General features: G+C 57.8%; 21 protein-coding genes. 7 read left to right on the forward strand and 14 right to left on the reverse strand.

Going from position 1 to position 19,714, the window contains the following annotated elements:
• Positions 1–23 precede the first annotated feature (23 nt).
• The 3 genes from PMA3_RS00100 to coxB form a co-directional block, all read right to left on the reverse strand.
• A complete protein-coding gene (locus PMA3_RS00100; protein ID WP_064675262.1) occupies positions 24–575 on the reverse strand; it encodes a cytochrome c oxidase assembly protein in 552 nt (183 codons plus the stop codon).
• A 138-nt stretch (positions 576–713) separates the two neighbouring features.
• Positions 714–2,303, reverse strand: a complete 1,590-nt coding sequence (gene ctaD, locus PMA3_RS00105) for a cytochrome c oxidase subunit I (protein ID WP_064675263.1) — start codon at positions 2,301–2,303, stop codon at positions 714–716.
• Between the two features lie 82 nt (positions 2,304–2,385).
• Positions 2,386–3,513, reverse strand: a complete 1,128-nt coding sequence (coxB, locus tag PMA3_RS00110) for a cytochrome c oxidase subunit II (RefSeq protein ID WP_064675264.1) — start codon at positions 3,511–3,513, stop codon at positions 2,386–2,388.
• Positions 3,514–3,884: 371 nt separating this feature from the next.
• Between coxB and PMA3_RS00115 the strand changes: the two genes are divergently transcribed.
• Positions 3,885–4,535, forward strand: coding sequence for a hypothetical protein (locus PMA3_RS00115; protein WP_064675265.1), 651 nt, complete (start codon positions 3,885–3,887; stop codon positions 4,533–4,535).
• Between the two features lie 142 nt (positions 4,536–4,677).
• On the opposite strand, the gene PMA3_RS00120 is transcribed toward PMA3_RS00115, so the two are convergent.
• The 3 genes from PMA3_RS00120 to PMA3_RS00130 all read right to left on the reverse strand — a co-directional run bounded on the left by PMA3_RS00120 (position 4,678) and on the right by PMA3_RS00130 (position 8,325).
• On the reverse strand, positions 4,678–6,204 hold the full coding sequence (locus PMA3_RS00120; RefSeq protein WP_064675266.1) for a SulP family inorganic anion transporter: 1,527 nt from the start codon (positions 6,202–6,204) through the stop codon (positions 4,678–4,680).
• An 84-nt stretch (positions 6,205–6,288) separates the two neighbouring features.
• On the reverse strand, positions 6,289–7,020 hold the full coding sequence (locus tag PMA3_RS00125) for a carbonic anhydrase (protein WP_064675267.1): 732 nt from the start codon (positions 7,018–7,020) through the stop codon (positions 6,289–6,291).
• A 246-nt stretch (positions 7,021–7,266) separates the two neighbouring features.
• Entirely contained in the window at positions 7,267–8,325 is a 1,059-nt protein-coding gene (locus tag PMA3_RS00130) for a PA0069 family radical SAM protein (RefSeq protein WP_064675268.1), read from the reverse strand.
• Between the two features lie 229 nt (positions 8,326–8,554).
• Here PMA3_RS00130 and PMA3_RS00135 point away from each other — a divergent pair, with 229 nt between their 5' ends.
• Positions 8,555–8,857 (forward strand): hypothetical protein, encoded by a 303-nt coding sequence (locus PMA3_RS00135; RefSeq protein WP_064675269.1) that lies wholly within the window; start codon positions 8,555–8,557, stop codon positions 8,855–8,857.
• Between the two features lie 123 nt (positions 8,858–8,980).
• Here the strand turns inward: PMA3_RS00135 and PMA3_RS00140 are convergent, their stop codons facing one another.
• The 3 genes from PMA3_RS00140 to prlC form a co-directional block, all read right to left on the reverse strand.
• Positions 8,981–11,032, reverse strand: a complete 2,052-nt coding sequence (locus PMA3_RS00140) for a M3 family metallopeptidase (protein ID WP_064675270.1) — start codon at positions 11,030–11,032, stop codon at positions 8,981–8,983.
• Between the two features lie 117 nt (positions 11,033–11,149).
• Entirely contained in the window at positions 11,150–11,437 is a 288-nt protein-coding gene (locus tag PMA3_RS00145; protein WP_064675271.1) for a YheV family putative zinc ribbon protein, read from the reverse strand.
• The gene (gene prlC / locus PMA3_RS00150) at positions 11,434–13,512 is read right to left on the reverse strand and encodes an oligopeptidase A (protein ID WP_167355110.1); all 2,079 of its coding nucleotides are present in this window, start codon (positions 13,510–13,512) and stop codon (positions 11,434–11,436) included. The genes PMA3_RS00145 and prlC overlap by 4 nt, the downstream gene beginning before the upstream one ends.
• 62 nt (positions 13,513–13,574) lie before the next feature.
• Here prlC and PMA3_RS00155 point away from each other — a divergent pair, with 62 nt between their 5' ends.
• Both PMA3_RS00155 and PMA3_RS00160 read left to right on the forward strand, forming a co-directional pair.
• Positions 13,575–14,120: a gamma carbonic anhydrase family protein gene (locus PMA3_RS00155; RefSeq protein ID WP_064675272.1), complete on the forward strand. Its 546-nt coding sequence runs from the start codon at positions 13,575–13,577 to the stop codon at positions 14,118–14,120.
• Between the two features lie 44 nt (positions 14,121–14,164).
• Positions 14,165–14,815, forward strand: a complete 651-nt coding sequence (locus PMA3_RS00160; protein ID WP_064675273.1) for an HAD family hydrolase — start codon at positions 14,165–14,167, stop codon at positions 14,813–14,815.
• A 141-nt stretch (positions 14,816–14,956) separates the two neighbouring features.
• Here the strand turns inward: PMA3_RS00160 and PMA3_RS00165 are convergent, their stop codons facing one another.
• Complete coding sequence (locus PMA3_RS00165; RefSeq protein WP_064675274.1) at positions 14,957–16,033, reverse strand: aminopeptidase; 1,077 nt, start codon at positions 16,031–16,033, stop codon at positions 14,957–14,959.
• Positions 16,034–16,092: 59 nt separating this feature from the next.
• Here PMA3_RS00165 and PMA3_RS00170 point away from each other — a divergent pair, with 59 nt between their 5' ends.
• Positions 16,093–16,515 carry a PA0061/PA0062 family lipoprotein gene (locus PMA3_RS00170; RefSeq protein WP_064675275.1) on the forward strand — a complete coding sequence of 141 codons (423 nt, stop codon included), beginning with the start codon at positions 16,093–16,095 and terminating at the stop codon, positions 16,513–16,515.
• Positions 16,516–16,555: 40 nt separating this feature from the next.
• Entirely contained in the window at positions 16,556–16,981 is a 426-nt protein-coding gene (locus PMA3_RS00175) for a PA0061/PA0062 family lipoprotein (RefSeq protein ID WP_064675276.1), read from the forward strand.
• A 6-nt stretch (positions 16,982–16,987) separates the two neighbouring features.
• On the opposite strand, the gene PMA3_RS00180 is transcribed toward PMA3_RS00175, so the two are convergent.
• Together PMA3_RS00180 and PMA3_RS00185 are read right to left on the reverse strand one after the other, a co-directional pair.
• Positions 16,988–17,221, reverse strand: coding sequence for a DUF1161 domain-containing protein (locus tag PMA3_RS00180; RefSeq protein ID WP_064675277.1), 234 nt, complete (start codon positions 17,219–17,221; stop codon positions 16,988–16,990).
• Between the two features lie 186 nt (positions 17,222–17,407).
• Complete coding sequence (locus PMA3_RS00185; protein ID WP_064675278.1) at positions 17,408–17,839, reverse strand: OsmC family protein; 432 nt, start codon at positions 17,837–17,839, stop codon at positions 17,408–17,410.
• A 241-nt stretch (positions 17,840–18,080) separates the two neighbouring features.
• On the opposite strand from PMA3_RS00185, the gene PMA3_RS00190 reads away from it, so the two are divergent.
• Positions 18,081–19,082 carry an LLM class flavin-dependent oxidoreductase gene (locus PMA3_RS00190; RefSeq protein ID WP_064675279.1) on the forward strand — a complete coding sequence of 334 codons (1,002 nt, stop codon included), beginning with the start codon at positions 18,081–18,083 and terminating at the stop codon, positions 19,080–19,082.
• A 69-nt stretch (positions 19,083–19,151) separates the two neighbouring features.
• Here PMA3_RS00190 and PMA3_RS00195 read toward each other — a convergent pair whose 3' ends face one another.
• Both PMA3_RS00195 and PMA3_RS00200 read right to left on the reverse strand, forming a co-directional pair.
• Positions 19,152–19,373: a DUF1161 domain-containing protein gene (locus PMA3_RS00195; RefSeq protein ID WP_064675280.1), complete on the reverse strand. Its 222-nt coding sequence runs from the start codon at positions 19,371–19,373 to the stop codon at positions 19,152–19,154.
• A gap of 123 nt (positions 19,374–19,496) precedes the next feature.
• Entirely contained in the window at positions 19,497–19,712 is a 216-nt protein-coding gene (locus PMA3_RS00200) for a dodecin (RefSeq protein WP_064675281.1), read from the reverse strand.
• Positions 19,713–19,714 lie beyond the last annotated feature (2 nt).

A 19,714-nucleotide genomic window follows, 5' to 3' on the forward strand; every position in this document is an offset into this window, starting at 1 on the left:
ATTGTTCTCCTTATCGGGCACGCTCAGCCGCCAGTATTTACAGCCACCGGTGGATGTCGGGCGGTGATGTCGAACAGCGTGTAGGACAGCGTGAGGTGCTTCACATCCTTGGGCATGTCGCGATCAACGATGAACCGTACCGGCATCTCGATCCGTTGACCGGGCTGCAGCACTTGCTGGGTAAAGCAGAAGCATTCGGTCTTGTGGAAGTACGCCGCCGCGCTGCTGGGCGCGATGCTCGGGACTGCCTGGGCGCTCATCGGGCGGTCGGTAGGATTGTGGGCGATGAAGATCATCTCGTTCACCGCCCCCGGGTTGGCTGTCAGCTCGTCACTCTTGGGATAGAAGTCCCACGACATGTCGGCGGAGTTGGTCGACAGGAACTGCACGCGCACTTGCCGCGAAGTGTCGACCGTTTGCGAGCCCTCGTATTGGCCCGCGGTCTTGCCATTGATGCCGAACGCCTGGCACATCACGTCGTAGATCGGCACCAGGGCAAAGCCGAAGACAAACATCGCCACCACCACGAGCAGCAGGCGCGTGACCAGCTTTTTCATCGAAATCGAATCAGCCATGGCTTCCAACCTCTACGCCAACCCCTGTAGGAGCGAGCTTGCTCGCGATAAACCTGAGAACGCTGCGGGGCATCAGGTTCCCAGCGTTATCGTTGACGACCATCGCGAGCAAGCTCGCTCCTACTAGGGTGGGCGTGTTCATTTCACTTCCGGCGGCGTGGTGAACGTGTGATACGGCGCCGGTGACGGAATGCTCCACTCCAGGCCCTCGGCCCCATCCCACGGTTTGGCCGGTGCTGGCTCCCCGCCGCGAATGGTCTTGATCACAATGAACAGGAAGAAAATCTGCGTGGCACCGAACATGAACGCACCGATCGACGACACCATGTTGAAGTCGGCAAATTGCAGGTTGTAGTCCGGAATCCGCCGTGGCATCCCCGCCAGTCCCACGAAGTGCATCGGGAAGAAGGCCATGTTCATGCCGATGAACGACAGCCAGAAGTGCAGCTTGCCGAGGGTTTCGTCGTACATGTGGCCGGTCCATTTCGGCAGCCAGTAGTAGGCCGAGGCGAAGATCCCGAAGATCGCTCCCGGCACCAGCACGTAGTGGAAGTGCGCGACCACGAAGTAGGTGTCCTGGTACTGGAAGTCGGCCGGGGCGATGGCCAGCATCAGGCCGGAGAAGCCGCCGATGGAGAACAGGATCACAAACGCTACCGCGAACAGCATCGGCGTCTCGAAGGTCAGCGAGCCTTGCCACATGGTGCTCGCCCAGTTGAATACCTTGACCCCTGTCGGCACCGCGATCAGCAGCGTGGCGTACATGAAGAACAACTCGCCCACCAGCGGAATGCCGACCACGAACATGTGGTGCGCCCAGACGATGAACGACAGGAACGCAATACTGGCGGTGGCGTAGACCATCGAGGTGTAGCCGAACAGCGGCTTGCGCGAGAAGGCCGGAATGATCGAGCTCACCGCCCCGAAGGCCGGCAGGATCATGATGTACACCTCGGGGTGGCCGAAGAACCAGAACACGTGCTGGAACAGCACCGGATCACCACCACCGGCCGCACTGAAGAAGCTGGTGCCGAAATGGATGTCCATCAGCATCATCGTCACGCACCCGGCCAGCACCGGCATCACCGCAATCAGCAGGAAGGCGGTGATCAGCCAGGTCCAGACGAACAGCGGCATTTTCATCAACGTCATGCCGGGGGCGCGCAGGTTGAGGATGGTCGCGATCACGTTGATCGCGCCCATGATCGAACTGATCCCCATCAAGTGGATGGCGAAGATGAAAAAGGTCACGCTTTCCGGTGCATAGGTCGTCGACAGCGGGGCGTAGAACGTCCAGCCGAAGTTCGGCCCGCCGCCGGGCGTGAACAGAGTCGACACCAACAGGATGAAGGCTGCCGGCAATAGCCAGAAGCTGAAGTTGTTCATCCGCGGCAAGGCCATGTCCGGCGCACCGATCATCAACGGGATCATCCAGTTGGCGAGACCGACGAACGCCGGCATCACCGCACCGAATACCATCACCAGACCATGCATGGTGGTCATCTGGTTGAAGAATTCCGGCTGGACGATTTGCAGTCCCGGCTGGAACAGCTCTGCGCGGATTACCATCGCGAACGAACCGCCGAGCAAGAACATGGAGAACGCAAACCACAGGTACAGCGTGCCGATATCCTTGTGGTTGGTGGTCAGCACCCAGCGCATCAGGCCTTTGGCGGGGCCATGGGCATGGTCGGTGGCATGACCGTGGTCATCGATTACGGCGCTCATGGCCTGTCTCCTGCAAACAGATGGGCTGGGCAGGCCGGGGCGCGATGCCCCGACCGGTTCCTGGGATGCGCAATAGACCGGGTCATTTGCTTTCCGCCTGTTTCAGCTCCAGCACTTCTTTTGGCGTGACCATGTCGCCCTTGTTGTTGCCCCAGGCGTTACGTTCATAGGTCACGACCGCCGCGATATCGACCTCCGAGAGCTGCTTGCCGAACGCTGCCATGGACGTGCCGGGCTTGCCGTGGAAGACAATGCTCAGGTGATCCTTGATCGGTCCGGTGGCGATTTTCGAGCCTTTGAGCGCCGGGAACATCGGCGGCAGGCCCTGGCCTTCAGCCTGGTGACAGGCCACGCAAGTGGTGTGATAGACCTTGTCGCCGCGCTCTTTGAGCTCATCGAGGGTCCATTCCTTGCTGGTCAGCTCTTTGAGTTGTGCCGCTTCAGCCTTGCGTTCACCCAGCCATTTTTCGTAATCGGCCTTTTCCTTGACCTCGACCACGATCGGCATGAAGCCATGGTCCTTGCCGCACAGCTCCGCGCACTGGCCGCGGTAGAGGCCGGGCTTCTCGACCCGGGTCCAGGCTTCGTTGACGAACCCCGGAATCGCATCGCGCTTGACCGCGAAGGCCGGCACCCACCAGGAGTGGATGACGTCGGCAGAGGTCACGAGAAAGCGCACCTTGGCGCCGATCGGCAGCACCAGGGGCTTGTCGACTTCAAGCAGGTAATGCTCGCCCTTGGCTTCCTTGTTGTGAATCTGATCGGCGGGCGTGGCCAGGTTGCTGAAGAACTCGACGTCCTGGCCCAGGTATTTGTAGTGCCACTTCCACTGATAGCCCGTGACCTGGATATCGATATCCGGCTCGCTGGCGTCGTACATCTTGATCAGGGTTGCGGTCGCTGGAATCGCCATGGCCACCAGGATCAGGAAGGGCACGATGGTCCAGAGGATTTCGACGGTGGTGCTTTCATGAAATTTTGCGGCCACCTGCCCGGTCGAGCGGCGGTGGAGAATCATCGACCAGAACATGGCCCCGAAGACGATGATGCCGATCACTACACAAATCCAGAAAATGGTCATGTGCAGGTCAAATACTGCGTGACTGATATCAGTCGCTCCAGGCGCCATATTCACAGTCCATGCGGCGTGTGCCGGACTGAAAATCGACCACAACAGGAGGCCCATCCAGACGTGTGGATGTCGCATCATTGCGGGTTCCCCTTATCGTTCTTTTTATCCCGCCGGCTTTCACCTGCGGCAAGGGAGCGGCTTTTTCAGACTACGAACTTGAATTGCCAAGCCTTGCTGCGTGTGCAGTCGGGCGTCATCAGCTAACTCCATTCCAACCCGAGTATAGACAGCGACTGCCACCTCGCAACGTGATGGCGTAAATCGAGTGAAACAGCTGGGACTTGCGTTCCAGGGTACGAATGGAGAAGGATGCAGACGAGTGGTCACACTTCGATATAACGGAGGTGTCTCAAGGATGAAACATTTATGACAAATGCGTCTTAGCATTTTTCATACGGCAGCTAAGTTATGTCTTCCCTATTTCATTGACTTTGTTTCCTGGAGTTTTCATGAACACCGCCGCATTGCGCGAGCAGATCCAAAAAGCCCAACAACACGAAGCCGAAACCGGCCTGCTGACTCGTCAGCTGGAAACCCAACTGCCACACCTTCACTCCGCCATCCAATTGCCGGAGGTCGACGCCAAAGGCGTGATGACGCGTTTTGTGGCCGCGTATATCGAGCAAGTACCGGACCTGCTGGATGCAGCCAATGAAGTCGCCAGGGAAGCGGGCATCGAATCACAGATCAAACCGGTGCTGAAAATCGCCGAGCAGTTCTTCCTCCAGCCCCCGGCGATCATGGCCGGTCACGTCGGTCTGGACAGCCTGCTGGACGAAGCCTATCTGGCGCACCGCCTGGTCGAAGAGGTCAATGACCTGTACATCAAGCATTTTGGTCAGCCACTGATCCCATTGGACATGACTGTTGCCAACCTGATTGCTCATCATCTGATCGGTGAGGAATTTGCCAACCAACTGGATGAGGCGGTGCATCACGCCGTCGATGAGATGCTCAACGAGGAGAGTTTCGCGCTGGAGTCGGTGGAAGCCTACCGCGAGAAACTCAACAGCCCGGACACCGGTGCGGCGTGGAAACGCTGGCCATGCCTGTCGCGTCAGCTGGGTGTGGGCCTGGAGCTGGATCAACCCGCAGCTTAAAGCCACCTGTAGGAGCAGCCGGTCGACGCTCGATTGCTCGCGATGGTCGTTAACGATAACGCGTGTTTACTGACTAAACGCGGCGCTCTTGAATCCATCGCGAGCAATCGAGCGTCGACCGGCTGCTCCTACAAACAGCGATCTATGCAGCTGAACCTACACCGGACGTGGTACGCAACCGCCCCTCCAGCCTGCGCTTCAACCCCCGCGCCTCGATCAGCAGTTTCGAGCCCTTGGCCGCGTTGGCCCGTCCCCATTCCTCAAGCAACTCCAGGCACGAGTGATCGATGTAGCTCAGGTTATTGAGCGGCACATGCACCGTCGCACCCGCGGGAATGGTCCCCAGCACCTGAGTCAGCGCCGGCACCTTGAGAAAGGTCGCAGCCCCCGTCAATCGCAATTCCATTTCGCCGTCCCTGGGCAGGTCGATCAGGCTGATTTTCAGGCGTGATGCCTTCCAGGCAAGCTTGGCCAGGGTCAGGCCGAAACCGATCAGCACGCCGGTCAGCAAATCGGTGAAGATGATTGCCAAGGCAGTCGCCGCGTAGGTGAACATCGGCATCCGGCCATAGCGACCGAGGCCACGAAATGCCTTGAGATCGACCAGTTTAAAACCGGTGTACACCAGAACCCCGGCCAGACTCGCCACCGGGATGCTTTGCAGCACGCTCGACAGCAGCAGCACGAAGGCCAGCAACCACAGGCCGTGGAATATCGCTGAATAACGCGTGGTGGCGCCGGCTTGAACGTTGGCCGAGCTGCGCACGATCACACCGGTCATCGGCAGCGCCCCGAGCAGACCGCAGAGCATGTTGCCGACACCCTGTGCCGAGAGTTCGCGGTCGAAGTCCGAACGCTGTCCACTGTGCATGCGGTCCACTGCTGCGGCCGAAAGCAGGGTTTCGGCGCTGGCGATGAAGGCCACCGCAAATGCGGCGATCAGCACCGTGGGATCCGCCAGGTTGAGCAGGTCCGCGGGTTTCAACCAGTCGATGGCTTCTGCCAGGTTGGCAGGGACTTCAACGCGTTTGACCTGCAGTGCGAGTACCAAGCTGGCGACTGTTGCAAGGCCGACTCCGAGCAAGGCACCGGGAACGAAGCGCAGGGAATGCGGGCGGAATTTTTCCCACAGGTACATCACGGCAATAGTTGCCAGGCCGAGTATCCCCGCCTGCCATCCAACCGATGGTAAAGCCTGGGCCACAGCGGCTGGAAAGGCTGCAAGGTTATCCAGCCCGGAAGGTTTGGGAACGGCGTCGAGCATCACATGAACCTGTGACAATACGATCAGCACGCCAATCCCGGCGAGCATGCCATACACCACCGCTGGCGCCGTCACCCGAAACCAGCAGCCCAGTTTCAAACGCCCGGCCACCAGTTGCAGAAAGCCTGCCAGCAGCAGAATCGGCCCGAGCATGTCGATGCCATGCTGGCGCACCAGTTCGAACACCAGAACGGCCAAACCTGCCGCCGGACCGCTGACTTGCAAGGGAGATCCGGCAAGCCAGCCCACCACCAGCCCACCGATGATGCCGGTGATCAGACCTTTGGCGGGCGGTAGCCCCGAAGCAATGGCGATACCCATGCACAAGGGTAAAGCGACGAGAAACACGACCACCGAAGCCAACAGCTCCCGTGGCAGAACAGCTTTTAGTTGCGCAGCACGCATGGTGATTCTCCTGAAGTTTTTTTCAGGCATGGCAAAGCCAGGCTGCTCGATCGGCAGCCTCGGCTAAACCACACTTAGGAGGATTTAGAAGCGCGCTTTGGGCGTCGCCACGGGAATTGGATGACTGCCATCGAGCGGCAGGAAACAACCCTGGTCGGCGTCGTAAGCCTTGATTTCACTGGTTTCGATGCTGTAGACCCAGCCATGGATAAACAGCTGACCGTTGGCCATGCGCGAGGCCACCGACGGGTGAGTGCGCAAATGCTGCAGCTGAGCGATCACATTCTCTTCGGTGAGAACGTGCATGCTTTCGCTTTCGTCAGCGCAGTGGCAGTTTTCCTGGACCATGGTTTTCGCCACTTCGGCGTGGCGCAACCAGGCTTTGACCGTCGGCATTTTTTCCAGGCTTTGCGGGTTGAGCACCGCCCGCATGGCGCCGCAGTCGGAGTGTCCGCAAATGATGATGTGCTGCACGCCGAGGGCCAGTACCGCGTATTCGATCGCCGTGGAAACACCGCCGTTCATTTGCCCGTACGGCGGAACCACATTGCCGACGTTACGGGTCACGAACAGATCGCCAGGGGCGCTTTGGGTGATCAGCTCGGGAACGATGCGCGAATCGGCGCAGGCGATGAACATCGCTCTGGGGCTCTGGGCCGTGGCGAGTTTCTTGAAAAGTTCTTCCTGCTGTGGAAAAACCTCGTGATGAAAATGCAAAAAGCCGTCAACGATATGCTGCAGCGCTGCATCGGCGGTTTCCGCCTCCGGTTGGGCCGAAGCCGACGCAGCCAACGGCTGTTTATCCTTGTCACTCATGATTCATCCTCTTTGGCGGAGTCAGTCAGGGAATCTTCCCGTGTTATCCGATGTGAAGCCAGTGGCTGTTTAAAAAACATCCAGGTCGAAGCTCTCGACCCGTCAGTCACTCGATGAACAAGGTAGCTGCCGAAACTTAATTGAAACTGAATGAAACGCTCTAGTACGTGTGTTCCAGGTCACAAAAAACGTGACCAGCATAAATGTGATACCTGTCTCCTCTACTCAACCATAGGTCAATTGTCCTCAAATCAATGACATCTGGCGTCCTGGCGGACAGAAGGCCGCGCAATCCAGATCGAAACCTTCCCGTCTGTTGAGCCCCAGGCGTTTGATGGTTTTGGCGAAGCGTTGCGCCAGCAGGTCGGCAAACGGACCTTCGCCGCGCATGCGGCTGCCGAACCGACTGTCGTAGAGTTCGCCGCCACGACTCTGGCGGATCAGGCTCAATACATGAGCGGCACGCTGAGGATAATGGGCCGCCAGCCATTCTTCGAACAGCGGCGCCACTTCCAGGGGCAGGCGCAACATCATGTAGGCCGCACTTTGTGCGCCGGCACCGTGGGCTTCGGCAAGCAGGCTTTCGAGTTCGCTGTCGTTGATCATCGGAATCATCGGCGAGCACAGCACACCCACCGGAACTCCCGCTTCACGCATCACCCGGATGGCTCGCAATCGGGCCTTGGGCGCCGCCGCGCGGGGTTCGAGGATGCGTTTAAGCTCGTCGTCCAGGGTGGTCAGGCTGATCATCACGGCCACCAGTCGTTGCTCGGCGAGCTTGGCCAGCAGGTCCAGATCGCGCAGGATCAGCGAACCTTTGGTGATGATGGTGACCGGGTGACGGTAACGCAGCAGTACTTCAAGGGTTTTGCGCGTGATCTTGTGTTCACGCTCGATGGGCTGATAAGGATCGGTGTTGGAGCCCAGGTTGATCGGCGCACATTGGTAGCCGCGCCTGGAAAGTTGTTCCTCCAACACATCCGCGGCGTTGGTCTTGGCGATCAGCTTTGTTTCGAAATCCAGCCCCGGCGACATGTCCCAATAGGCATGACTGGGCCGTGCGTAACAGTAAATGCAACCGTGCTCGCACCCGCGATAGGGATTGATCGAGCGATCGAAGGGCAAATCCGGCGAGTTGTTGCGGGTGATGATGGTTTTCGCCGTCTCGATCCGCACCTCGGTGCCTTGAGTGACGGGTGCTTCCTGATACCAGCCATCATCCTCAGCCACCGAGCGATTTGGGGCAAAGCGATTGTGAGGGTTGGTGGCGGTGCCCCGACCGCGAGGAGGTAGAGAAGTAGCCATCAATGGGTTCCCGTGCTGTATGCACATACAGTATAGGAGCTTGAAGGGCGCCGCCAGTGCCGTTCGGCATCTGGGTGGGTTCATGTCGGTCATTTATTCTTGTTAAGTTAATTCAGAAAGCTTCATGCAACGATGAGCAACATTTTGTCCGTGGCGTTATTTTAAAATTCATCAGTACCATTACTTCACACGGCGTGGCCGTGAATTCATTATTAAAAGGATTTAATTAATGTCGAACTACAATCAACGTGGCATATTTCTTCAACTCTTGCGTCCCTCGGTCGTGAGCCCGCGAGAAATCAGGGTCTCCATGCAGTTTGCTCTAAAAGAAGAGGGTTACGACCCATCCACGCGGGAGGCAACTTATTCTTTGCTCGACTCCCGCACTCGCGAGGCCGTATCGAATGATGGCGGCGTGACCTTCACTATGAAAACGACGCATGATGTGGACGGTGATGGTGATATCGACGCCCAGGACAAAGCCGTTCTGATAGCACTGGCGAAAGCTTATTCGAAGATAATCAATCCATGATTGTGAGTGAGTGTATCTGACACGCTGGGTGGATTCTTGTAACTGCGTACATAAAAAAGGCACGATAGTTTCGGCCTTTTTTCAGTGGGCTCAAGTCGGCTAACATTGAGTGAAGCCCGGTGTTTAGCGGACAGCAGTTTGGTGTCTGTTGACAGTTGCAGGAAAAAAATCGAGTGGCAATGGCTGTTTCAGAAAGGCTTCAATAGACTGCAGGAGTGATTGTGATCCTCCCGGGGCTAACACTGTTTCGCGGAACTCCTTGCCTGTCGATGCGTCAAACACCCATTCTTGCTGAAAGCGTTTGAACGCTTCGCTGGCCAGTACGCCTGACCATTTATAGGCGTAAACCGAAGCTTCGTATCCTGTTACCAGATAATCGAAACTGTTGGCGAACCGGCACCAGGCCGGAATATTCAGGTGTGGGACTTCTCGTTGCACGGCGTCAAACACTTGCTGAACAGTTCGCCCATCACTCTGAGCCAGATGCAATTCAAAATCGAACAGCGCACTCATCAACAGTTGTCCGGTTGGCCAGCTGCCATAAGCGTTGATCGAGGTGAGTGCGGTGTCAACTTGCGCTTCGGTCAAACGATGGCCCGTCTGATGATGACCCGATAGCCACAACAGGAATTCCCGCGACGAACACCAGAGTTCAAATACTTGCCCGGCAAACTCCGCCGAGTCGCGACCCAACTCGGAAATACCCGACAGGGTGTGATGAGGCGAGCGTGTCAGTACATGTTGCAGACAATGACCAAACTCATGCAGGAGTACGCGCAAGTCTTTATGGTCCAGCAGGCATGGTTGATCCGCGGTGCCTTGGGGGAAGTTTCCATGGAGCACGGCGATCGGCAGCGGCACGCGCCCTTCGGCGTTTCTGCGGCGATTACGAAGAGTGGAGGTCCCGGCGAAGTCCGATGTCTCGGTGCGGCGGTAGGGATCGACATAGATATACCCGATCACTCGGCCTTGTTCACCGATTTCAAACAAGCGAACGCTGTCGTGCCAGCGCTCGAAGACCTCTTGCTCGTTGATCCTGATGCTGAACATGCGCTCTGAAAACGAACAGACCTTGCGCAAGGTTCCTTCCAGGGGGAAAAAATTGCGCAGGTTTTTAAGTGTTGAGCCATATTTATGTTCCCGTAATTTCGCCACAAGAAACTCGTGATCCCAGGGTTGTACCTGCAAGATGCCTTGTGTGATTGCAAAGTCCTTGATTGACCGGGTTTCCTGTTCGAATGCGGGTGTTGCGAGCGCTATTTGCCGGAGCAGGAACTGTTTAACCTGATCAGTCGACTCAGCCATGCGGTCCATCAAGATGAATTGGGCGTAATTCTCATATCCGAGTAGTCGGGCTTTTTGATGACGCTTGGCCAACAGTTGTTGCAGCAGCGGCGCATTGTCGAATTGGTTGGCGTTTGGTCCTTGATCGGAAGCGCGTGTGGTGTAGGCGAAAAAATACGCCTCGCGCAGTGCTCGATCTTCGGCGTAGGTCATGACCTGATTGTAGGTGGCCTCGTCCAGCTGGAGACGCCAGCCATCGTGGCCCGCCTGTTGCGCGCTGAGGGCCATACGGTCCTGGATGTCCGGCGATAATCCGTTGAGCTGTTTGACGTCATCGATGCGTTTGCTCCAACTGAGGTTCGCCAATTGCAACTGAGTCAGGAACACACCCTCGAGTGCTTCCATATCGGAATCAAGAAGTGCGAGTTCCTGCTGTTGCGCGTCGGCCAACTTGATTCCTGAACGACGAAACTTACGAAGAATCTTATTCAGGACTGTTTTACGGGACGGATCGAACAGTTCGGATGCGGGACTTTGCGCCAGCGCCTGATAGCCACGAAACAATGCGACATTGCTCATTTTTTCAGTGGTGTACTGCGCACTGATGTCCTCGCACGTTGCCACTGCTTCGAGCCAGGCATCGCCGTGGCGCTTCACAGTACCCAGGATTCGGATGACACCCATGGCTTCATCCAGGCGCGCATCGGTTTCGTCGACTGCCAGTACCAGGTCGTCCCAATTAGGGTGGGCGGATTGCGAAGCAATGATGGCGCAGAGGGTCAGACGATTGTCGGCAACGATCTTCTCGATGGCGGGAAGCAGATGTTCGAGGCGGACGGTCGACCAAGGGGGCAGGCTCCACTGCTGCAAAAGCGGGTTGGTGCTGGGCATGGCTTTTTCCTTTCAAGACGGCTGTTTGGTCAGGTCAGCCTAAAAAGGAAGCGCGTGTAGAAGGTGGTAAATAGATACCACCTTCCAGTCTGTTCAGGACTGGAAGGTGGTTTTGACTCAATGCTGTTCGTCCGGCTTTTTCTTCAGCTTGGGGTTGGGGAAGAACTGCACGGCCTGAACCTTGGCGTCCGGCACCTTCAGCGCCGAGATGTTGACCCGGGTGCCCAACTCCTTGGGCACCGACAGACCCTGTTCATTTAGCGTGTCGGAATAACCGCAGCCCACGCACTCGCGATGCGGGACCTGGTCTTCGTTCCACATCATCAACTTGTCCGGCTCGCTGCACGCCGGGCAGACCGCACCGGCGATAAAGCGTTTTTTCGTGATCACAGGACCCTCACTCATGCGGCCGCGACCTCAGTCAGGCCGCTATGGCGCAAGAGTGCGTCAATCGACGGTGGCCGTCCGCGGAAATCGACGAACAGCACCATCGGCTCCTGGGAACCGCCGCGTGCCAGGATCGCCTCGCGGAAGGCGCGACCGGTGTCTGCGTTGAGCACGCCGTCTTCTTCGAATTTCGAGAAGGCATCGGCCGAGAGCACTTCAGCCCATTTGTAGCTGTAATAGCCTGCCGCGTAACCCCCGGCGAAGATATGCGCAAAGCTGTTGGGGAAACGGTTGTAGGCCGGCGGACGCATGACCGAGACCTCGTCGCGCACGCCTTCGAGCACTTGCAGTACGCTACGGCCGTCGCCGTGGGTGGCATGCAGTTCGAAGTCGAACAACGAGAATTCCAGCTGGCGAACCATCATCAGGCCGGACTGGAAGTTCTTCGCTGCGAGCATTTTTTCCAGCAGGTCCTGAGGCAGCGGCTCGCCGGTTTCGTAATGACCTGAGATCAGCGCCAGACCTTCCGGCTCCCAGCACCAGTTCTCCATGAACTGGCTTGGCAGCTCGACTGCATCCCAGGCTACGCCGTTGATGCCGGATACGCCGGCATGCTCGACGCGGGTCAGCAGGTGATGCAGGCCGTGACCGAATTCGTGGAACAGCGTAGTCACTTCATCGTGGGTCAGCAGGGCTGGCTTGCCGCTGTCGGCCGGGGTGAAGTTGCACACCAGATTGGCCACCGGGCTCTGCAGTACACCGTGGGCGGTGCGGCGATGATCACGGGCGCCGTCCATCCAGGCCCCGCCGCGCTTGTTGGCGCGGGCGTAGAGGTCAAAGAAGAAGCGACCGACGTGCTGGCCGTTTTCCTTGATTTCAAACAGGCGAACATCCGGATGCCAGGTGTCGAAGCCTTTCTGCTCGGCGATTTCAATGCCATACAGCCGCTGGACGATGGCGAACAGACCGCTCAACACCTTGTCGATCGGGAAGTAGGCGCGAAGGGCTTCCTGAGCGACGCTGTAGCGCTGCTCGCGGAGTTTTTCGCCGTAGAAACCGCTGTCCCAGCTTTGCAGGTCCGGGCAGCCTTGTTCGGCGGCATAGGCTTTGAGCTGTTCCAGATCCTGGGCGGCGAACGGCTTGCTGCGCTTGGCCAGATCGCGCAGGAAACTGATGACCTGGTCGCTGGATTCGGCCATTTTAGTGGCCAGGCTCAGCTCCGAGAAGCTGGCGAAACCCAGGAGCCTGGCCAGTTCCTGACGCAGATCGAGGATTTCTTCCATGACCGGGCCGTTATCGTTCTGACCGGCATTCGGGCCTTGGTCCGACGCTCGGGTGCAGTAGGCCGCGTAGACTTCTTCGCGCAGGCTGCGGTCCTGGGCGTAGGTCATGACAGCGTAGTAGCTCGGGAATTCCAGGGTGATCAGCCAGCCATCCAGGTCTTTGGCCTTGGCCGCGGCGGCCATTTGGGTCTTGGCCGAATCGGTCAGGCCGGCGAGGGTACCTTCGTCAGTGACGTGCCTGGTCCAGGCTTGGGTGGCGTCGAGCAACTGGTTGGAGAAGCGGCTGCCGAGCTCCGACAATTTGCTCTGCACTTCGGCGTAACGCTTTTGCTCGGCTTCAGGCAGGTCGATACCCGACAGACGGAAGTCACGCAGGGAGTGTTCCAGGATCGTTTTCTGCGCCACGTCGAAGTTGGCGGCTTCCGGGCTGTTGGCAAGGGCTTCGAAGGCTTCGAACAGCTCGCGATTCTGGCCCAGCTCGGTAGAGTAGGCGCTCAACGCGGGCAGGCAGGACTCGTAGGCTTCACGCAATTGGGCGCTGTTGCACACGGCGTTCAGGTGGCTGACCGGGCTCCAGGCTGCGCCGAGGCGATCGTTGAGTTCGTCCATTGCCAGCACCAGGCCGGCCCAGGTCGGTTGTTTGCCCTCGGTTTTGAGGATCTCGATAATGGCGGCGCGGTTGTCAGCCAGGATCTGTTCAATGGCCGGCTGCACGTGCTCGGCACGGATCGCCGAGAACGGCGGCAGGTCGTAGGACTGCAAAAGAGGGTTGTTCACGCTCACGGTTGGCACCTTGGCTGGAAGAAACATAGCCCCATCTTAATTACAATCGACGTCGACCGCAGCTATCAGCAAAAGAGAGAGAGCCTATCGTGACCCTTCGCAAGTATCAGAATCACACGCCGCTGCTTGGCAAAGGCGCTTTTGTCGACCGTTCGGCGGTGGTGATCGGCGACGTTGAAATCGGCGAAGACAGCTCGGTCTGGCCGCTGACGGTGATCCGTGGCGACATGCATCGCATCCGTGTGGGGGCGCGTACCAGTGTTCAGGACGGCTGTGTACTGCACATCACCCATGCCGGCCCGTTCAATCCTGCCGGTTTCCCGTTGCTGATCGGCGAGGACGTAACCATCGCTCACAAAGTCATGCTCCACGGTTGCACCGTGGGTAGCCGGGTCCTGATCGGCATGGGCAGCATCGTCATGGATGGCGCGGTGGTGGAAGATGACGTGATCATCGGCGCCGGCAGTCTGGTACCGCCCGGCAAGCGCCTGGAAAGCGGTTTCCTCTACGTGGGCAGCCCGGTAAAACAGATCCGTACGCTGACCGACAAGGAAAAAGCCTTCTTTACCTACAGCGCGGCGAATTACGTAAAGCTCAAGGACCTGCATCTGGCCGAAGGCTACGACCAGATCTAAGTTCCTATCAACGGAAAGCGTCCGGCCATTGCTCAGGAATTTTCATGCATTACCAAACCGTTTTATTCGACCTCGATGGCACCCTGACCGATCCGCGCGAGGGCATTACCCGTTCGATCCAGTTTGCCCTGAGCAAATTGGGGGTCGATGAACCCGATCTGACCAAACTCGAACACTTTATCGGCCCGCCATTGTTGCAGGCGTTCATGCAGTTCTACGACTTCGACGAGCCCAAGGCCTGGGAAGCGGTGAACTTCTACCGCGAACGCTTCAAGGTCACCGGCCTTTACGAGAACCGCGTCTTCGACGGCGTCACGCCGTTGCTGGAAACCCTCGGCGGGCAAGGGCGCCAGCTGTACATCGCAACCTCCAAACCCTGGATCTTCGCCAGGGAAATCGCCCGGCACTTCGACTTCGCCAAGCACTTCAAGGTGATCTACGGCAGCGAACTGGACGGGACCCGTACCAATAAAGTCGAGCTGATCGCTCATCTGCTGGCCGAAGAAGGCCTGGACCCTGGCAACACCTTGATGATTGGCGATCGTAAACACGACCTGATCGGTGCGCGGAGCAATGGGCTGGATGCCGCGGCGGTGGGTTATGGTTTTGGTAGCCGGGAAGAGCTGAGTGCAGAAGCGCCGGCCTATCACTTTGAAACGCTGGCTGAGTTGCATCAGGCGTTTTTGCAGCGCTAGTTAAATTGCCTTCGTCGGAACGCCGCCCGGACCAAGCCCGCTCCCACAGGTCTGAGTCGTATGCAAATTATGTGAACGACCGAAATCCTGTGGGAGCGAGACCGGCTCGCCGGCGAAGAGGCCGGTTCAGCCACTGAAGCTTTATGATTTAGCCAAAACCTCCAACGCCGCCTTGCGCTGTTCAACCGGCAGAGCCCCCAGCTTCTCGGCCGCGGCATAAAACTTCACCCAATCCCCGCCCACCTGCCGGAACAACACCGCAAACGCCTGCACCCGTTCGTCATACAACCCAAATGGTAACAACCGGGCATTGTTCATTGGCGCATTGATCCAGGCATCGTAGCGATGGTCCCCAGCCCATTGGGTGTCGCGCAGCAGTCGATAATCACCGCGCAAGCGCTCGAACGTTGCCGCCTTGCGATGACGCATCTGATCGGCGGGTAGCGGCAGGGCATACAGCCATTCGAGTTGCCTGCGGGTATCCAGAATCAACTCAAGGAATTGCTCGCGTCGCTGCACCTGTACGCCGTCTTCCGGCGCCAGGCCAAGGAATGCGCGCCATTGGCGAGTGCCTTCCTGTTCGACGAAAGAGGCAAAAGACTCGTTGAACTCGGTGTCGTCCTTCACATACAAGCGCTGATGCGCCAGTTCGTGAAAGATCAATGTCGCCAGCCGCTCGTCGCCCCAACCCATCATTGAGCTGATGATCGGATCGTTGAACCAGCCGAGCGTCGAATAGGCCTCGACACCGCCGATCGACACGTCCATACCTTGCAATCGTTGCAAGGCAGCCTCACCACGGGCTGCACTCTGGCTGTAGTAACCGCGATAGGCGACACATCCGGCAATGGGGAAGCAATGGTTCTGCGGCGTCAGGGAAAACTCCGGCGTGGCAAATACATTCCAGACGACGAACGGCCGGCCAATGTCGGCATAAAGACGATAGCTCTGATTGTCCGGCAGGTGCAGATGGTGGCTGGCGAATGTTCTGGCCTTCTGTGATTGAGTCAGTCGCGCACGCAATTGCTGATCGCGACCGGGATCCGCAATCACGCTGGAAATCGGCTCCCGCGCCCGCAGCAGTTGCAGCTGACCACTGACCAATTGGCCGTAATAGCTGACGCTGGCGCAACCGTTGAGCAACAAAAACAACACGCCCGGAAACAAAATGCGTAAAACGCGATCAAGTAACCCAAGGCTTGGAAGCGGCCTGTTCAAAATGAATCATCCCTGGAGAGTCTGCCCGCAAGACTATCCCGCCTGACTGGAGCTCCGCTATGCGCACGTTGATGCTGACAGGAAGCCTGTTGTTGCTGACAGGTTGTGCCGGATTCGGCTTACCTCGACATGATCCGGCCCAAGCGTGGATCGACCTGGATTCGCAACAAGAAGATACAGCGCTGCAAGCGCTGGAAGTCGATGACAAAACCGCAACCGACAAGCGCTACTTCGAGGTGCATCCCGGTAGCCATGAGCTGACGGTGCGTTATCAGTTCCCGGTTCAGCCAACCAACATCGGTCCCGACGCCGAGCCGCTGTGGCGTGACTGTCTGTTGAACGTGAAATTCAAGGATTTCAACGCTGGCCAGCGGTATCAGCTGCAAGCGGGGAATATCGGTTTCCGGCCGTGGGCAAAGCTCTATGATCAACAGCGAAAAGTGATTGGCCAAGGGACACCGGCTGGCTGCCAAAGCACCTGATCGGCGGTATGCTGAAGGACCCCATCCATGGGAATTCATCATGCGCAGGTCAATGTTATTACTGGCTGCAAGTGTCGTTGCCGGCTGCCAGAGCCCATTGCCGGCGGTCAATCCGCAGATGGCCTGGGTCGAGTTTTCTACACCCTTCCCCAACGACAAGTTGTTGATGGCCGAACGATTGGATAATCAACGATTGCGCGACGGGCGTTTTTTCCAGGTTACCCCCGGCAGCCATGAGCTGATTGTTCGATTCGACTTTGAAGTGCCTGGAGGGGGAGGAGGCTTGAGTATGATGAGCGGTCCCGCGGAACGGTTGTGTTACCTGACCATCCGTTACGATCATTTCGAAGCCGGCCAGCGTTATGTGCTGCAAGGCCGTTCGATCGCCTTCACTCCCGGTGCTCGCCTGTACAACGCCAAGCGTGAAATCGTCGCTGAAGACCGAGAGTCCTATTGCCTCATGTGAGGTGAATCAGCGGTCGTTCTTCTGGTAGATGATTTTCTTTGTGCCGCCTGCGCACGAGCCAACGACCATGTTCTGATCGTGCACTTCATCGTTGGTGACAATTTCCAGGGTGTAGGACGAGACGTTATTGGCCTGGATTTTGGCCTCGATCTCGGCCTTGAGTTCTTCACACGATTTCGGTGCCGCGAGGGCCGATGTGGCCAGCGCACTGCAGATAATCGCCAAGGCAAAACGTTTCATGGTTGAAGCTCCTTTGAGGCAGCGCGCACGTGCATGCGTTTTTGCTGCTGTCATTTATTCGACCACAGTTTGATCAGTCAAGTCTGTTGTAGCCCAAAAAAGATCGCAGCCTTCGGGAGCTCCCACAGGTTCACTCAACCCTGCAGGAGCTGCCGAAAGCTGCGATCTTTATGGTGCAATGGAGATCTAGCTGACCAGCGTCGCATCCAGGCTGATCTTCGCATTCAGCACCTTGGACACCGGGCAGCCTTCTTTGGCCTTGTTGCTCAATTCCTCGAACTGCGCCTGGGTCGCTCCCGGGATTTTCGCCTTGAGGATCAGTTTCACCGCCGTGATCGCAAAGCCACCTTCCACCTGGTCCAGCGTGACCTCGGCATTGGTATCGATGCTGTCAGCCTTGAGACCGGCGTCGCCGAGAATCATTGAAAACGCCATGGAAAAACAGCCCGCGTGTGCCGCACCGATCAGCTCTTCCGGGTTGGTGCCCTTGCCGCCTTCGAAACGCGCCTTGAAGCCGTAGGGTGCTTCTCTGAGTACACCGGTTTCCGTGGAAATCGAGCCGATGCCGGTTTTCAGATCACCTTCCCAATGAGCCGATGCTTTCTTCGTGATAGCCATGTCTGCCTCCTCAAGATCCGGCGCGAATCGTCGCGCCTTCGTGGTTTTCGGTTGCTAGGGTTCTGAGGATAGACGGTGGTGCAAAGTTCATCGCATTCTTATTGATGCCTCATTTTGCAGGAATTTCGCCTGTGCTATTGAAACTCGGGTATATGCCCTCATTGCATGAAGCACGCTTATGGATTCGGCAGGTTTTCGTTTGTAAGAAAAAACCTGCGTCCTCAATTGGAGAAGCAGGCTTATGAAACGACTGTCCGATATCAAGTTCTCGACCCTCGATCTGGTGCCCGTACGAGAGAACGGCAGTGCGGCCCAGTCGCTGCGCAATTCCCTGGACCTGGCGCAGCACGTCGAAAGGTTCGGCTACAACCGCTTCTGGGTCGCCGAGCACCACAATATGGATGGCATCGCCAGTTCAGCGACTTCGGTACTGCTGGGTTATCTGGCCGGCGGCACTTCGACCATTCGCGTCGGTTCGGGCGGGGTGATGTTGCCCAACCACGCGCCTCTGGTGATCGCCGAGCAGTTCGGCACGCTTGAAAGTCTGTACCCGGGCCGGATCGATCTGGGCCTGGGCCGCGCGCCCGGCTCCGATCAAATGACGGCCCGCGCATTGCGCCGTGAGCGCTCCGGAAGCGCCGACGAGTTTCCTGAAGACGTGACCGAACTGATGCGCTACCTCGGCCCCCGCACCCCGGACCAGCGAATTATCGCGATGCCGGGCACCGGCACCAACGTCCCGGTCTGGTTACTGGGTTCGAGTCTGTTCAGTGCCCAGCTGGCCGGTGAGCGCGGTTTGCCCTACGCCTTCGCTTCCCATTTCGCACCGCGCTTCATGCACGAGGCGATTCGCGTCTATCGCAACCACTTCAAGCCTTCCGCGGTTTTGGACAAGCCCTACGTGATGCTCGGCGTGCCCCTGGTTGCCGCCGACACCGACGAACAGGCCGACTATCTGGCGACTTCGGTCTACCAGCGGATTCTCGCGTTGATGCGTGGCCAGAGTCTGGTGCAACGGCCGCCGGTGAAAACCATGGACGGTCTGTGGCTGCCGCATGAGAAGGAAGCGGTCGGAGATTTCCTCGGCCTGGCCATGGTCGGCAGCCCGCAGAAGATCCGCGCCAAACTGGAGGTGCTGATCGAGCAGACCCAGGCGGACGAGCTGATTTTTACCTGTGACCTCTACGAACATGCCGATCGGGTGCATTCCTATGAGCTGTTGGCGCAGGTCATGAAGGGCTGACGCTCGAGCTGCGCCTACAAAAAAGCCGACGTCATTGCGTCGGCTTTTCTATTTTTCGTGGGCATCAGCCTATCTCTTGTAGACAATTTCCTTGGTACCCTTCTCACAAGTGCCGACGACTTTCCCGTCACCACCAGTTCCTTTATCGACGATCTCCAGCGAATAACCAGCAACACCCTTGGCATCAAGTTTTGCGGCGATCTCGGCCTTCAGCTCTTCGCACGACTTGCCTTGAGCAAAGGCCGTACTCGCAAGGGTTAGCAAACCTACCGCTATAATAAATTTCTTCATCTATCGCATTCTCTGGTCGGATCAATAGGGGGCATCCGGCTATCAGCTGGATGTTCTTGTGTAGCGTATTGCCAATCCCTATGGCACTCGGCCAGCGAGCCAGTTCAGAAGACTAGCCCAAACTCAGCTGCTCGCAATCCGGAACCCCACCTTGAGCGTCACCTGGAAATGGGCAGCCTTACCGTCCTTGATGTGCCCGCGGGTTTCGGTCACCTCGAACCATTCCATGTACTTGAGGCTTTTATTGGCTTCGGCCAAGGCGTTGTTGATGGCGTCTTCGATGCTGCTGGCGGATGAGCCGACCAGCTCGACTTTCTTGTAGGTGTGATGATCTGTCATGG

The sequence above is a fragment of the Pseudomonas silesiensis genome, from assembly GCF_001661075.1.
Taxonomy (GTDB): domain Bacteria; phylum Pseudomonadota; class Gammaproteobacteria; order Pseudomonadales; family Pseudomonadaceae; genus Aquipseudomonas; species Aquipseudomonas silesiensis.

What these genes read in the sequence shown, in the direction of transcription:
- PMA3_RS00100 (WP_064675262.1), bottom strand. Translation starts at nt 575, where the DNA reads ATGGCTGATTCGATTTCGATGAAAAAGCTGGTCACGCGCCTGCTGCTC.
- ctaD (WP_064675263.1), bottom strand. Translation starts at nt 2,303, where the DNA reads ATGAGCGCCGTAATCGATGACCACGGTCATGCCACCGACCATGCCCAT.
- coxB (WP_064675264.1), bottom strand. Translation starts at nt 3,513, where the DNA reads ATGATGCGACATCCACACGTCTGGATGGGCCTCCTGTTGTGGTCGATT.
- PMA3_RS00115 (WP_064675265.1), top strand. Translation starts at nt 3,885, where the DNA reads ATGAACACCGCCGCATTGCGCGAGCAGATCCAAAAAGCCCAACAACAC.
- PMA3_RS00120 (WP_064675266.1), bottom strand. Translation starts at nt 6,204, where the DNA reads ATGCGTGCTGCGCAACTAAAAGCTGTTCTGCCACGGGAGCTGTTGGCT.
- PMA3_RS00125 (WP_064675267.1), bottom strand. Translation starts at nt 7,020, where the DNA reads ATGAGTGACAAGGATAAACAGCCGTTGGCTGCGTCGGCTTCGGCCCAA.
- PMA3_RS00130 (WP_064675268.1), bottom strand. Translation starts at nt 8,325, where the DNA reads ATGGCTACTTCTCTACCTCCTCGCGGTCGGGGCACCGCCACCAACCCT.
- PMA3_RS00135 (WP_064675269.1), top strand. Translation starts at nt 8,555, where the DNA reads ATGTCGAACTACAATCAACGTGGCATATTTCTTCAACTCTTGCGTCCC.
- PMA3_RS00140 (WP_064675270.1), bottom strand. Translation starts at nt 11,032, where the DNA reads ATGCCCAGCACCAACCCGCTTTTGCAGCAGTGGAGCCTGCCCCCTTGG.
- PMA3_RS00145 (WP_064675271.1), bottom strand. Translation starts at nt 11,437, where the DNA reads ATGAGTGAGGGTCCTGTGATCACGAAAAAACGCTTTATCGCCGGTGCG.
- prlC (WP_167355110.1), bottom strand. Translation starts at nt 13,512, where the DNA reads ATGTTTCTTCCAGCCAAGGTGCCAACCGTGAGCGTGAACAACCCTCTT.
- PMA3_RS00160 (WP_064675273.1), top strand. Translation starts at nt 14,165, where the DNA reads ATGCATTACCAAACCGTTTTATTCGACCTCGATGGCACCCTGACCGAT.
- PMA3_RS00170 (WP_064675275.1), top strand. Translation starts at nt 16,093, where the DNA reads ATGCGCACGTTGATGCTGACAGGAAGCCTGTTGTTGCTGACAGGTTGT.
- PMA3_RS00175 (WP_064675276.1), top strand. Translation starts at nt 16,556, where the DNA reads ATGCGCAGGTCAATGTTATTACTGGCTGCAAGTGTCGTTGCCGGCTGC.
- PMA3_RS00180 (WP_064675277.1), bottom strand. Translation starts at nt 17,221, where the DNA reads ATGAAACGTTTTGCCTTGGCGATTATCTGCAGTGCGCTGGCCACATCG.
- PMA3_RS00185 (WP_064675278.1), bottom strand. Translation starts at nt 17,839, where the DNA reads ATGGCTATCACGAAGAAAGCATCGGCTCATTGGGAAGGTGATCTGAAA.
- PMA3_RS00190 (WP_064675279.1), top strand. Translation starts at nt 18,081, where the DNA reads ATGAAACGACTGTCCGATATCAAGTTCTCGACCCTCGATCTGGTGCCC.
- PMA3_RS00195 (WP_064675280.1), bottom strand. Translation starts at nt 19,373, where the DNA reads ATGAAGAAATTTATTATAGCGGTAGGTTTGCTAACCCTTGCGAGTACG.
- PMA3_RS00200 (WP_064675281.1), bottom strand. Translation starts at nt 19,712, where the DNA reads ATGACAGATCATCACACCTACAAGAAAGTCGAGCTGGTCGGCTCATCC.